General features: G+C 62.6%; 10 protein-coding genes. 5 read left to right on the forward strand and 5 right to left on the reverse strand.

Annotated elements, in window-relative coordinates:
• Positions 1–42: 42 nt before the first annotated feature.
• The 5 genes from RLCC275e_RS24385 to RLCC275e_RS24405 all read left to right on the forward strand — a co-directional run bounded on the left by RLCC275e_RS24385 (position 43) and on the right by RLCC275e_RS24405 (position 5,455).
• Positions 43–1,317: an ABC transporter substrate-binding protein gene (locus RLCC275e_RS24385; protein WP_032995791.1), complete on the forward strand. Its 1,275-nt coding sequence runs from the start codon at positions 43–45 to the stop codon at positions 1,315–1,317.
• A 72-nt stretch (positions 1,318–1,389) separates the two neighbouring features.
• Complete coding sequence (locus tag RLCC275e_RS24390; protein WP_033183136.1) at positions 1,390–2,241, forward strand: carbohydrate ABC transporter permease; 852 nt, start codon at positions 1,390–1,392, stop codon at positions 2,239–2,241.
• Entirely contained in the window at positions 2,238–3,095 is an 858-nt protein-coding gene (locus RLCC275e_RS24395; RefSeq protein ID WP_033183135.1) for a carbohydrate ABC transporter permease, read from the forward strand. The genes RLCC275e_RS24390 and RLCC275e_RS24395 overlap by 4 nt, the downstream gene beginning before the upstream one ends.
• Before the next feature lie 13 nt (positions 3,096–3,108).
• The gene (locus RLCC275e_RS24400; protein ID WP_033183134.1) at positions 3,109–4,167 is read left to right on the forward strand and encodes an ABC transporter ATP-binding protein; all 1,059 of its coding nucleotides are present in this window, start codon (positions 3,109–3,111) and stop codon (positions 4,165–4,167) included.
• A 19-nt stretch (positions 4,168–4,186) separates the two neighbouring features.
• Positions 4,187–5,455, forward strand: a complete 1,269-nt coding sequence (locus RLCC275e_RS24405) for an MGH1-like glycoside hydrolase domain-containing protein (RefSeq protein WP_033183133.1) — start codon at positions 4,187–4,189, stop codon at positions 5,453–5,455.
• Between the two features lie 12 nt (positions 5,456–5,467).
• Here the strand turns inward: RLCC275e_RS24405 and RLCC275e_RS24410 are convergent, their stop codons facing one another.
• The 5 genes from RLCC275e_RS24410 to RLCC275e_RS24430 all read right to left on the reverse strand — a co-directional run bounded on the left by RLCC275e_RS24410 (position 5,468) and on the right by RLCC275e_RS24430 (position 13,536).
• Positions 5,468–8,095, reverse strand: coding sequence for an AAA family ATPase (locus RLCC275e_RS24410; RefSeq protein WP_033183132.1), 2,628 nt, complete (start codon positions 8,093–8,095; stop codon positions 5,468–5,470).
• Positions 8,092–9,216, reverse strand: a complete 1,125-nt coding sequence (locus RLCC275e_RS24415) for a metallophosphoesterase family protein (RefSeq protein ID WP_033183131.1) — start codon at positions 9,214–9,216, stop codon at positions 8,092–8,094. Before RLCC275e_RS24415 ends, RLCC275e_RS24410 begins: the two co-directional genes overlap by 4 nt.
• Positions 9,217–9,521: 305 nt before the next feature.
• Positions 9,522–10,913 (reverse strand): aldehyde dehydrogenase family protein, encoded by a 1,392-nt coding sequence (locus tag RLCC275e_RS24420; protein WP_033183130.1) that lies wholly within the window; start codon positions 10,911–10,913, stop codon positions 9,522–9,524.
• A 1-nt stretch (position 10,914) separates the two neighbouring features.
• Positions 10,915–12,561, reverse strand: coding sequence for an acetolactate synthase large subunit (locus tag RLCC275e_RS24425; RefSeq protein WP_033183129.1), 1,647 nt, complete (start codon positions 12,559–12,561; stop codon positions 10,915–10,917).
• A gap of 96 nt (positions 12,562–12,657) precedes the next feature.
• The gene (locus RLCC275e_RS24430) at positions 12,658–13,536 is read right to left on the reverse strand and encodes a DUF6030 family protein (RefSeq protein WP_033183128.1); all 879 of its coding nucleotides are present in this window, start codon (positions 13,534–13,536) and stop codon (positions 12,658–12,660) included.
• Positions 13,537–13,805 lie beyond the last annotated feature (269 nt).

A 13,805-nucleotide genomic window follows, 5' to 3' on the forward strand; every position in this document is an offset into this window, starting at 1 on the left:
ACAGCAGTGCATCTCAAACAAAGAACAATGAAGGAGGAGAAGATGAAACATATCATGTCATTTGGAATTCTGGCTTCCACGGTGCTGGCCTTCGCCTCGCCGGTGCTGGCCCAGACCGTTTTCGTATCCACCCAGCTTCGTCCGATCGAGGAGGCGACCGTCGTTCGCGAGGAACTCCTGAAGGACGTCGGCTCGGTTGACTACGTGGTCGAGGAGCCGCCGCAGTTTGCTGTCCGCATGGAAGCCGAGCGCCAGGCCGGCAAGCACACCGTCAGCCTCGTCGGTGCACTGCATGGCGAGCTCTCGCCGCTCGCCGACAAGGACACGCTCGAGCCGCTTGACGATCTCGCCAAGAAGTTGGCAGCGAGCGGCATGCCGCAGTCATTGCTCGACCTCGGCAAGCTCGGCAAGTCGACCCAGCAGTACATCCCGTGGATGCAGGCGACCTATGTGATGGCCGCCAAGAAGGAAGCGCTGCAATACCTGCCTGCCGGCGCCGACGTGAACGCGCTGAACTACGATCAGTTGATCGAGTGGGGCAAGAATATGCAGGACGCAACCGGCCAGCCGCAGATCGGCTTTCCCGCCGGCCCGAAAGGCCTGATGGCGCGTTATTTCCAGGGCTATTTCTATCCGTCCTTCACCGGCGGCGTCGTACGTACTTTCCAGAGTGCCGATGCGGCCGCCGGCTGGGAGAAGCTGAAGGCGCTATGGGCCTATGTGACGCCGAACTCGACCAGCTACGACTTCATGCAGGAGCCGTTGGCTGCCGGCGAAGTCATGGTCGCCTGGGACCATATCGCCCGCCTGAAGAATGCTATTTCCGCAGCACCTGACGATTATGTCGTCTTCCCGGCGCCTGCGGGTCCGAAGGGCCGCGGCTATATGCCGGTCGTTGCCGGTCTCGCCATTCCGAAGGGTGCACCCGATAAGGCCGGCGCGGAAAAGGTCATCGAGCACCTTTCCATGCCGGAGACGCAGCTCCTGACTGCCTCCAAGGTCGGCTTCTTCCCGACCCTCAACATCAAGCTGCCGCCGGATCTCGATGCCGGCGTCGCCCTGCTCGCCGGTGCGGTCACGGCCACCCAGGCTTCCAAGGACGCGGTCATCTCGCTGCTCCCGGTCGGCCTCGGCGACAAAGGCGGCGAGTTCAACAAGGTCTATATGGACAGTTTCCAGCGCATCGTACTGCAGAACGAGCCCGTCGCAGACGTCCTGAAGGCCCAAGGCGCGACAATGGCCAAGCTGATGGCCGATACGAAAGCTGCCTGCTGGGCGCCCGATGCCAAGAGCGACGGCCCCTGCCCAGTCGAATAAATCTGCCCATGAAGCGTCCGGGCGAAATGCCCGGGCGCTCTTTCAACCCTCTGCTCGTCGAGGCGGGAGCCGATGACCAATAGCCGACCCTGGATCCCCTATCTGCTGATCCTGCCATCCGTCGCCTTCCTGGCACTGCTGTTTGTCGTGCCGCTGGTGCAGACGATCTGGCTGGCGGTGTCGGATAATGGCGCGCCATCGCTCGCCAATGCCGAGCGCATGGTAACCGACATCAATTTCACCCGTTCGGTGAAGAACACCTTCCTGCTGACGATCGCGGTCGTGCCGGTGCAGATCGCCTTGGCGCTTGCCATGGGCACGATGGTCGCCAAGGTCGGCCGCGGGCGTGAGACGATCCTGTGGATCTGGACGATCCCGCTCGGCATTTCCGATCTCGCCGCCGGTCTCGTCTGGCTGTCGATCCTGCAGAATACCGGCTATCTGAATTCGCTGCTCTTCGGCCTCGGCATCATCGGCAGGCAGGCAAGCTGGCTCTCCTACCAGACGCCGGTCGCGCTCTTCCTCGCCATTGCGGTTGCCGAAATCTGGCGCGGCACGGCCATCGTCATGGTCATCATCGTCGCCGGTCTCAACCAGGTGCCGAAGGAGTTCAAGGAAGCCGCCGAAATCTTCGGCGCGGGTCCGTGGACGCGCTTCTGGCGCATCACGCTGCCGCTGATCCGTCCCGCCCTGCAATCGGCGCTGATCCTGCGCACCGTGCTCGCCTTCGAGGTCTTTGCGGTGGTCTATGCGCTCGGCGGGCGCAATTTTCCGGTCCTCGTCGGCGAGGCCTATAACTGGCAGAACCAGAACCAGAATTACAGCGTTGCCGCCGCCTACGCGGTGTTGATCATGATCATCTCGCTTGCCGCCACGCTCATCTATCTGAAGGCCTTGAAAGTCGACCCGGAGCGCCTGCCATGACCACGGATACAATCAGCACGGCTGCGGACACACCCAAAGCCGCCGGCTTCGTCTCCTCTCGCCGCTGGCTTCTCTGGAGCGGCATCGCCGCACTCTGTGCCTGGGTGCTGGTGCCGATCTATCTGGTGGCACTCGGCGCGCTTGGTGGTCGGCAGGGCGTCTACATCTGGCCGAAGACCGGTCTTCCCACGGGCATGTCGCTGGAGCCCTTCATTCTCTTTCTGAAAACCGAAGGCGTCGTCCAATCCTTTCTCAATTCGCTGGGGGCAGCCGGCATCACGGTGGCGCTTTCGATCTTGCTCGGCGCGCCGGCCGGTTATGCGCTCGCCCGCTACGATTTCCGCGGCAAGGACAGCTACCGCCTGCTGGTGTTGCTGACCCGCGCCTTTCCGCTGGCAATCCTGGCATTACCGCTGACGGTATCTTTCATCCGGCTCGGCCTCTACGATACGATCCTCGGCGTCGGCCTCATCCATACGGTGCTGGCGCTGCCTTTTGCGGCACTCGTCACCCAGGGCATTTTCCTCGGCGTGCCCAAGGAGTTGGAGGAAGCCGCCTGGGTGTTCGGCTGCACCCGCATCCAGGCCTTCTTCAAGATAGTGGCACCCTTGGCGCTTCCCGGCATCGTAGCAACCGCGGTCTTTGCCTTCGTCATCTCGTGGAACGAGGTCTTTGCCGCCTCGGTGCTGACGGTGCGCAACCGCACGCTGACCGCCTACCTGCTGACCGTGCTGTCGGAAAGCCCGATGCATTACCGTTTTGCCGGGGGGCTGATGCTCATCCTTCCTTCGGTTGTCTTCATCTTCGCGGTCAGGCGCTACCTCTTCGCGATCTGGGGCATTTCCTCCAAGTAACGGGACCAGAGATATGGCCAACATTGTCATCGACCGCATCCGCAAGAGCTTCGGAGCCTTCCAGGCGCTGAAAGAGGTCTCGCTGACGATCAACGACGGCGAATTCGTCTCGCTGCTCGGTCCATCCGGCTGCGGCAAGACCACGCTGCTGCGCATCATCGCCGGCCTCGAGACGGCAACATCGGGAGATGTCCGCATCGGCGACAAGTCGGTGATCGGCCTGCCTCCCAAGGATCGCGGCCTTGCGATGGTGTTCCAGAACTACGCCGTCTTTCCGCACATGACGGTCTATGAGAACGTCGCTTTCGGGCTGCGGATGCAGAAGGCCGACGACGCCAGAGTGAAGGCGCAGGTCGAGAAGGCCGCCGGCCTCCTGCATATCGAGCAATATCTCGACCGCTACCCGAACAAGCTTTCCGGTGGCCAGCGCCAGCGCGTCGCGGTTGCTCGCGCCCTTGCCGTCGAACCGAAGGTGCTGCTGATGGACGAGCCGCTTTCGAACCTCGACGCGCTGCTCCGCCTCGAAATGCGCACCGAACTCAAGACCGTGCTGCAATCGGCAGGGACCACGACGATCTATGTCACCCACGACCAGACCGAAGCGATGGGCCTTTCCGACCGCATTGCCGTCATGCATGGCGGCGTGGTCGAGCAGGTCGGCCATCCGGTCGAGATCTACAACCACCCGGCAACACGTTTCGTCGGCGGCTTCATCGGCAACCCGCCGATGAATTTCATCAAGGTGCCGGTGACGAACAGCCAAGTGGCGGCAGGCGCCGAGCAGCTTGCCGCGCCGCAGGGGTCCGGCAATGAAGTGATCCTGGGCCTGCGCGGCGAAGCCGTCGAACTTGCGCCGCTGCCGCAGGGTCTCGAAATGAGGGTACGCGTTGCCGAACCGATGGGCTCGCACCTGCTTCTGACCGGCTCGATCCACGACCAGCCGGTGCGCGTCATCCTGCCGGCCTCGGAAACCGTAAAGAGCGGCGACACGATCGGTCTGAAGCTCGACCGGAAGCGCATCACCTGGCTTTCACCCGAAAGCGGCAAGTCTTTTCCGGCCGTTTTGGCCTAAGAATACCGGAGCATCCAGAATGAACACGCATATCGACCAGGCGAAGCGTATCCTCGCCGCCAACGATCGCGGCGGCTATACGGTGCCGACAGACCGGCTCTATCCTTTCCAGTGGAACTGGGATTCCGCCTTCGTCGCCATGGGCTTCGCGCTCTACGATATCGATCGCGCCTATCGCGAGCTGGAGCGGCTGGTCGAAGGCCAATGGGTGGACGGGATGATCCCGCATATCGTCTTCCACGCGCCGAGCGAAACCTATTTCCCGGGACCGAACGTCTGGCGCACTGAGCATACGATCCCGACCTCCGGCATAACCCAGCCGCCGGTCTTCGCGATCGCACTGCGCAAGCTGCACGAAGCTGCCGGCAAAGGCGCCGAAGAGCGCACCCTGCCCCTCTACGAGGCGGCGCTGAAATGGCATCGCTGGTGGTATTCCGCCCGTGATCCCGAAGGCACCGGGCTCGTCGCGCTTCTACATCCGTGGGAAAGCGGCAGCGACAACTCTCCGGCCTGGGACATCGCGCTCGCCCGCGTGCCCACCACCACCGATACGCCTGTGGTGCGCAAGGATACCGGCCATGTCGATGCCGACATGCGTCCGCGCGACGAGGATTACCGCCGCTTCATTCATCTCGTCGATACCTATGCCGCCTGCGGCTGGGATCCGGCCAAACAATGGGAAAAGGCGTCCTTCAAGGTCGCCGAGATCCAGACGACCGCCATCCTGCTCAAGGCCGGCGAAGACCTCGAACACCTCGCCCGCCTCCTCGGCCGGACGGAGGACGCGATCGAGATCGCCGCCCTCAACGACCGCAGCCGCAAGGCGATGATTGCCCAATGGCGGCCGGACCTTGCCCGCTTTGTCTCGCGAGACCTGATCTCCGGCGAAGATGTCGAGGCTGCAACGCAAGCCGGCTTCATCCCCCTCCTCTCGCTGGACTTCGACAGGCAGGTTGCCGAAGCGCTGGTTTCGGAAATGAAGGTCTGGTCCAAGGATCTCAAGGTCGCCTTTCCGACGACGAAGCCTGGCATTGCGAGCTGGGAGCCGAAGCGTTACTGGCGCGGTCCCGCCTGGGCGATCATCAATTGGCTACTGATCGACGGCCTCAAGCGCAATGGCTACGCGGATGTCGCCGAAGAGTTGCGGCGATCCACCATCACAGCGATCGAAACGGAGGGTTTTGCCGAATATTTCGACCCGGTCACCGGCCAAGGCTGCGGTGGCCTCGGCTTTTCCTGGACGGCTGCCGCGTATCTATGGCTTGAGCGAGGAGCAGTCCCCGCCTGAGTGTAGAACCTTCTAATCCGGCTGCCAAGGCTGCATGGTGAGCACGTTGCCGCCAAGCTTGGCGAAGGCGCGCTGTCGACAGGAGAAGACGAGGATCTGCTGGTCGCGCGATTGGCGGTGCAACGCATCGAACATCCGCTCGATCCGGTCGTCGTCGGAATAAACAAGCGCATCGTCGAGGATAACAGGCGCCGGCCGGCCGTCGCGGGCAAGCAGCCGGGCGAATGCAAGGCGGGTCAGCACCGAGAGCTGCTCCCGCATGCCGCCGCTCAGCCGGTCGACATCCTCGTCCAGGCCGTTGCGGCGCACGATCTGCGGCAGCAAGGTGTCGCCGTCGAAGGTGATCGAGATGTCGTCGAACAGCAGGCCGAGCAGCGGGGCGAGTTCGTTCATGACCGGCTTGAGATAGAGGTCGCGCGCCGCTGCCCGCGTCGCCGTCAGCACCTTGCGCAGGCGATCGAGCACGCCGACCTCCGTTTCGAAACGCTTCACCTGCTCGCGCGCCGCTGCCAGAAAATCCCGCGTTTCCGACCAGTTTTCTTCCAGCGCACTGTCCGAGCGGGTGCGGATCTGACCGCCGAGATCGGCAAGCTCTTCGCGAAGCCTGGCAATTTCGCGGCCCGCGGCGTCGGCGACCGAGCGCGCCCTGGCAAGGGCAGCCTCTGCGCCTGCGAGGTCTCGTCCTGCCCTGCGCAAAGGCCCGGCCCGCAGTTCGACAGCATCGACCTGCTCTTTGGCGCTGGAAAGCTTGAGAAAAAGGTCCTGCTGCAATTCAGTTCGGCCGGACTCGGGGCCGATGACCGCTTCGATGGCCTCGCGTTCCTGGCCAAGCCTGGCGTGCTCGGTCTGCGCGCGCAATGTGGCCTCGTCTGCTTCCGTGCGCATCACTGACGCCTCCCGCGCCCGGTTGCGCGCCAGTTCGATGCGCCGCGTCGCATCGGCGAGACGGGCACGCACCTCTTCCGGGTCGGCGTCGAGTTCGACCGCACCCTGGCTGAGTTCGGCAAAGCGTGCGGCGTCGAGGTGAAGCTCGTCAATGCCATTCGGCGCGAGATCGGCGAGCCGCTGGCGCGCCCGCACCAGTTCCTCCTGCTTGTTCCGCGCAGCAATATCGCGCTGCCGCGCCGTCCGCAGACTGTCGACACCGAGCTTGGCAAGCAATGTTTGGCGCGTGGCTTCCGCGGTCTCCAGCGCCCCATTGTGATCGACCTGCCGGCTGGAATGGATGGTCAGGGTGCCGACGCCTGCTATGTCGAGCCTCGCCATCCCGGCAAAGCTCTTATCCTCGCCCCCATGCAAAGGCTGGCGGTCCATGCTTACCAATCCGGAGACGTCCTTCAGGTAATCGATCCTGAGTGAGGGAAGGCCGACTTCGGCGGCTGCGCGCAAGCCGACGATCTTGATGTCCAGCGCTTCAAGCCGTTCGATCGCATCGGCTGGAATGGCAAGCAATGCATGCGCCGCCTCTCCGTCCTCGATCTGCTGCCGCGCGGCTTCCGCCTGTTCGAGACGCAGACGGACCTCGGCCAGACGCTCGGCGGCGTGGCGTGAACGTAGCGCTGCCTCCAGCCGCGCAAGCAGTTCACGGTTCAACCGCTCCTCCCCTTCGGCCGCCTGCACCTCCGCCGTTGCAGCCTCGCTTTCAACAAGCGATGCGGTGCGTCGCTCGGCTGCATTTGAAAGCTCCTTTTCCGCCAAGGCGAAACGCCGCGCGAGTTCGACGCTGCGGTTCAATGCCGTGTGGAAGCGGTCGAATGCCTGCTGCGCGTCATCGCGGCGGCTGGCGGCCAAGGCTGCCTCGGCATCGAGCGCTTTGAGTTCCCTGTCATGCAGTTTAGCGGCTTCGAGCACCGACTCGGCATTGGCAATCGCCGTCTTTCGGCCCGCCTCCTCATCAGGGTTTTCCAGTTCGCCGAGTCTCGCCTGCACTGAGCGGCGGCGGTCGAGTGCGCCGTGCAGCATCTCCACCTCCTTGGCGAGCCGCGCCTCCTCCTCCTGCAACCGGTCACGCTCATCGAGCGCGGCGGCAAAGCGGCCTCCTGCCTTCGGTCGGAGCGTTGCTGTAACCAGGCGATTGAGTTCGTCCTCGCAGGCTTCGAGCACCGCCGACATGCGGCGTCCGCCCGTCAGCGCCTCCACCTCTCCCTGCACCGAAGACAGCAGGCTTTCGCGCACCCGCTTGTCGTTCTCTTCCTCGCTCTTGCTGCGATTTTCGATGCCGGTGACGCCCTGGCGCACCCAGAGCAGGCCTGCCGGGCCGGAGGTTCCGCCGGAAATGAGATCGCCGATGAAAGCCTCGGCTTCGTCGGCCTGGGCGACGATCCGGCCGCTGCCGAGATCGGTGACGCTGGCGCGCCGTCCGCTATGGAACTGCTTGGTCAGGCGGTAGCGGCCGGCTTCGATCGTGATATCGGCCTCGACGATCGGATTGCCGCCGCTATAGGGGCGCAGCATCTGCACGCTCTTTGGATTGCCGCTGTGCGGCTGGAAGAACAGGGCATGCAGCGCCTCGAAACAGGTTGATTTGCCATGTTCGTTGGCGGCGCTCAGCACATTGACGCCGTCGGTGATTCCTTCGACTGATATGCCGCGGCCGGCGAAGCGTTTGACATTGTGGAGGCGAAGGGCGGTCAGTTTCATCGATCGATCGCCTCGCAATAGGAAAACAGGCGGATCAACGCTTGGCGCGCCACGTTCCTGTCGTCGCCGGAACGGGCCTCGTCGAGGCTTTCGGCAAGCAGCAATTCCGCAGCATCGCGAAGCGCACCGGCTCGGTCGATGGTCTCGAGATCATCGCTCTCGCAGTCGGTCCCAAGAAGGTCGGAATCGATCTCCAGATGCGCAAATTCCGGCGCGACCTGCTCCAGCAGGCTGATCATAGCCGTCCGCCCGTTCAACCGGGCACGGCCGGACAGCGCGACGCGCAACAAGGTTTGTCGCCGGGCGAACGGTTCCGGCAACGCGGCCTTCAGCGCTTCAACACCGTCTTCCGATGCCAGTAATGGAAGGTGCAATGTCTGCCAGGAAAAGCTGGCGGTCGTCACCGCCGTCGTTGTCGGCATCGCCCCCTGCCCGGCAATCGAAACGACCATCGCCTGTCCTGGCCGGTCATGCTTGAAACGGTCCGGCTCGGGAGCGCCGCTATAATACGTCCTGGCGTCCACCGCCACCGATCCGTGCCAATCGCCGAGCGCCATGTAGTCTAGGCCGGCCAGCGCCGCGCGGTTCGGCGCAATCACGTTGGTGGCCGTGGCGTCCTCGGAAAATTCCTGGATAGGGCCATGGGCGAGGCCGATGCGGATAGCGCCGTCCGGCGTGGCGGCACCCGTCATCCATTCGGTCAGGTCGCGGCCCGGCCTCCTGGTCGTGCAAGGCGCCGGCAGCAGGATGACATCAGGTCCAAGCGGAAGGGGCGCCGCTTCCGTCGCCAGAATGACATTGTCGGGCACCACGCCGCGCGCCGCGCTCCAGAGCTGATCCGCCAGCAGCGAATCGTGGTTGCCCGGAAGCAGAACCCAGCGCAGTGGTGTATTCCGGGCCATCTCGCCAAGCGCTTGCCGAAGCACGGCAGGCGTCGGCGTCTCGGTATCGAAGGTGTCGCCGGCGAGCAGGATGACACCAGCGCCCTGCTCTCGTGCTGCACCGGCAAGCCTGGCGATGACGCCATGCCGCGCCTCACGCAGGCGCCCTCTCAAATCCTCCGGAAGATTGCCAAATCGCTTGCCAATATGCAGGTCCGAACTGTGCAGGAAGGAAAACATTAATCAGCCATGTTTGCGATGCGCTGCGAGCTTTCGAGCATGGCCAAAGACCTCTCGTCCGCAGTTTTATGATTCCGTTGTTCCGAGGCAGACCATGCCTCCAGGCTATGGGCGAGGCAAGTCCATCCTGGCCGAGCAAGCGGTTATCCAATGTTTGTCTAATTTTGAGCGGTGCACGACACCCATCCCGTCGCCGTACAGGAATTATGCAGACGCGGTGACCGACCACGTCGGCGAAGGCATCATCTATTATCCAAGGGTGTTGGCCGCCAATGGCGATCGAACAGCTGATCGACGCCTCGGCCCTAAGTCACCTGGTTGAACACGACCATCTTGTCGTCGGCCATCTCTTCCATCGTCCAGGGAATGCCGCCGACCCCGTATCCGGACTGTCTGCGTCCGGCGAAAGGCATCCAGTCGGTGCGAAACGCCGTGTGGTCGTTGACGAGTACGGCCGATGCATCCAGACGTTTCGCCGCCCTGAGAGCAACCGCGATATCGGCGGAAAAGACGCTTGCCTGGAAGGCATAAGGCAGCGAGTTGGCGATGCGGATTGCTTCGTCAAGCTCGCGGTAGCCGTAGACGCAGGTCAGTGGTCCGAAGACCTCGAGCATGGATACTTTGGCGTCGGCAGGCGGGTTCAACAGAACCGAAGGCAGAAGTGTCGTCTCGGACATCCGCCCACCGCCGATCTGTCTGGCTCCGGCGTCCGTCGCCTCCTTGATCCAAGTCGTGACGCGGTCTGCCTCGCGTGGCAGGATGAGCGGCCCTACCTCGGTTTGCGCAAGTGTTGGATCCCCGACATGCAGGGCTGCAACCTTGGCGGCGAGAGCCTTGGTGAAGGAAGCCAGAATATCTTCATGCACGAAGAGGCGCTGGGCCGACACGCAGACCTGTCCGGCGTGATAATAGCCGCCCTTGACGATGGTCCCGACGATCGCATCGACATTGGCGCTGCGATCGACGATCACGGGTGCCGCTCCGCCATGCTCCAGCGCGCATCGGGTGCCCGGCGGCAGCTTGCTCTTGAGGTACCAGCCGACCTTTGCAGAGCCGATGAAGCTCAAAAACGCCACGCGACGATCGGTTGCGAAGGCTTCGGCAACCGCGTTGTCCTCAGTGATGAGGGTCTGGCACCAGCGTTCATCGAGACCGGCCTCCCAGAATAGCTTGACGATCTCGATGCAGGAAATTGGCGTCGTTGCCGCCGGCTTCACGATCACAGGGCAACCGACCGCTATCGCCGGCGCGATCTGATGGATGATGAGATTGAGCGGATGGTTGAAGGCCGATATCGCCGCCACGACGCCGATCGGCTCCTTGGTGGTGAAAGCCCATCGGTTCGCGCTGGCCGCAGTCAGCCCCATGGGGATTTCCTTGCCGCCGAAATTGCGCAATTCGTCTGCCGCGTTGACGAGGCCGTCGATCCCGCGCGTCACCTCGATGATTGCGTCGGTCAGCGGTTTGCCGCCTTCGCGGGCGATCATCATCGCAAAGCGATCGCGGTTCTCCTGCAGAAGCGCCGACGCCTTCCTGAGGATTGCCATCCGCTGATGCGCGGGCAGCCAGCCGTCGCGATCGGCAAAGGCCTTTGCGGCGACCTGAAGCTTACGCTCGAGCGCCGCCGCGTCGTCTGCCGGCAGGTCTGCAATCGGCTCGCGGTCGAACGCCTGATAGACCTTCATGGTAAGCGGCATCTCAGGCCTCCAATATCGCGGGGAGCCGTTCACGAAGCTCCTTCACCAGCACGCGTTCATTTTCCGAGTAGTCGACCGGAACATTTACAAGATGGACGCCACCTCCGGAGAACGCGCCTTCGAGAACCTTTTTGAACTGGCCGATATCATTGACCCTGGTTCCCCTGGCGCCGTAGGATTCGGCATATTTGACGAAGTCGGGATTGCCGAAGGTCATCCCGAAATCCGGGAATTCGTCCACCGCCTGCTTCCAGCGGATCATGCCGTAAGCATTGTCCTCGATGACAAGAACGACGAGGTTGAGTTTCAGCCGGACGGCCGTCTCGAGTTCCTGGGAGTTCATCATGAAGCCGCCGTCGCCGCAGATCGCCATGACACGCCGCTCCGGATAGAGCATCGAGGCAACCATGGCCGACGGCAGTCCGGCTCCCATCGTTGCAAGAGCGTTGTCGAGCAGCAGCGTGTTCGCCATCCGCGTCCGGTAGTTCCGCGCGAACCAGATCTTGTACATGCCGTTGTCGAGCGCCAGGATGCCGTCATGCGGCATCACTTCTCTTATATCGTGGACCAGTCGCTGAGGCGTGAAGCGATCCTCTGTCGCCCGCGCGGCGATGCGCTCGAGAATGCGCTCCCGGAGATGGAGAAGCGCCTGCGCGTTTGGCAGCTTGCCCTCGAGGCGATCGGCCAGCGCCTTCAGCGAAGGGCCGATGTCGCCGATGACCTCGGATTGCGGGAAATAGACCTGCTCGACAGTCGCCGGCTGATATCCGATATGGACGACCTTCGGGCCGGCCTTGCCCATGATGAACGGCGGTTTCTCGATGGTATCATGGCCGATCGTGATGATGAGGTCGGCCTGTTCGATGGCCTCATGGACATAATCCCGCTCCGACAGCGCGGCGGTGCCCATGTAAAGTTCGGTTCCACCTGGAACCGTTCCCTTCCCCATCTGGGTCGTGAAGAACGGGATGCGCGTGCGGATCACGAATTGGGCGATGTCGGAGGTGGAGCGAGGACGGGAGGCGGCGGCCCCGAACATCAGAAGCGGACGTTTGGCCGCGGCGATGAGGGCGGCTGCACGGTTAAGCGCCGCGTCGCTTGCCGTCGGCAGTTCGAGCTGATGCGGCGCAATCAGCGCCACCTCCGGGCACTCTTCGGCCGCGATATCTTCCGGAAGCTCCAGATGCACCGGCCCTGGTCTTTCCTCCTGGGCGATGCGGAACGCCTCCCTGACCGTCGTCGGGATCATCTGCGGCGACACGATCTGCCTCGCGAGCTTGGTCAGCGGCTTCATCGACGCGACGACGTCGACCACCTGGAAACGTGCCTGGCGGGATGAGAGGATCCCCTTCTGACCGGTGATCATCACCATCGGCATCGCACCGAGCAAGGCATATGCGGCACCCGTCGAGAGGTTGAGGGCACCCGGCCCGAGCGTCGTCAGGCAGACGCCGGGCTTTCCAGTCAAGCGGCCATAGGTCGCGGCCATGAACGCCGCCGCCTGTTCATGCCGGGTGAGGACGAGCTCAATCGACGACTTTCGGATGGATTCGACGACGTCGAGGTTCTCTTCGCCTGGGATGCCGAAAATTCGGTCGACACCTTCGTTCTCAAGCGCTGCCACTAGAAGATCGGAGCCTTTGGTCATGGATGTGTGCCCGTGCTGTTTGGTTTGAGACTTTCAGAAAGGAAGGTCCCCTGGAAGATATGTTCTTTTCCGGGCCTGTCCATGCATTCGGCGGCTTCAGCCGCAGTTCCAGCTTGATCTCGGATCGTGACGGGTGCTTGCGCCGTCATTGAGCGCTGGCTGATATGGACGTTCGCGAGCGCTCCCTGAGGATGAGGCTCGCTGGAGCACGACGGGCATTTGGAGCCAGCGCTCAGTTGAAAAATACGACTTGGTCTTCACCTGCGAATTTGAAGTCGCCTTAAGACCAAGAACAAAATTGAAGATATTTGCGCCGCCGGCTTCGCGCGTGAAGCTGAGATAGGAGCCGAATCGTTCGTATTCAACGTTTTGAAGGTTTTGGATCGAGGCAAGAGTATCCTCGAAATCACGCCAGCACGCCTGCTTCACAATGATCTCGAAAATGCGAAGGATGGCCGGGGAGAGACGTCCCTGGGCGTCGGTCGTCGGCCCAATGATCTTGGCGCGGATCTCAAGAATATCGCCCATTTCATCTCCACGAACCTTAAGGAAGGTCGAGCTGAGTGGACGCACCTCGTCCCGTTCGTAGATGCGCTGGAAATAACATTCATAGCTGCGATTGCGCATCGATGCGGCTTTCCATTCGCTCATATCGATGCCGGCCTCTCGAAGAGCACGGCAAAAGTTCGACCCCGAGACGCGCCACATCCGCAGAAACTGACTTGCCAACTCCAGCTTCGGGACCTCGATCAGCTGCAGCGGTATCAACGCCGGCGGGAGGGGAGAAGGAGCCGCCGGGTCAGGGCGGGCGGCGATGCGAGATGATCGGGCAGCCTTATTGAGAGCTCGATTTTCAATGGGGCCGACCGGATCTTCGAGGCGGTGGATTTCACGGTAAGAAACGACGGTGCCTGCAAGAAGCAAAATGGATATCAAAAGCCCTGGCCAAAGCAGGGACCAGCGGTTCCTCGGCAATGGGAAATTCCGGTGCCAACGCGGACTTTCGCGAGGAGGATCGACTGCTGATGGCACTTTATCCACGGCGCGACCTCACAAGCAAATAGGAGCGGCTGCGAGTTCGAGCTCAATCAATCTCGATCCTATTTGCGACCAGCCGGTATCGGTCGGCGCGTGGACCAATCGGCCCTGCTGACAACTCCCTCTGAGATGAGCAACGGATGCGAAAAAACGGTACAGTCTGTCCGACTCACCTTCGACACTGCGAGTGTGAAGTCGTGTGCGTG

Origin of the sequence: Rhizobium brockwellii, from assembly GCF_000769405.2 — a bacterium.
Lineage (GTDB): Bacteria > Pseudomonadota > Alphaproteobacteria > Rhizobiales > Rhizobiaceae > Rhizobium > Rhizobium brockwellii.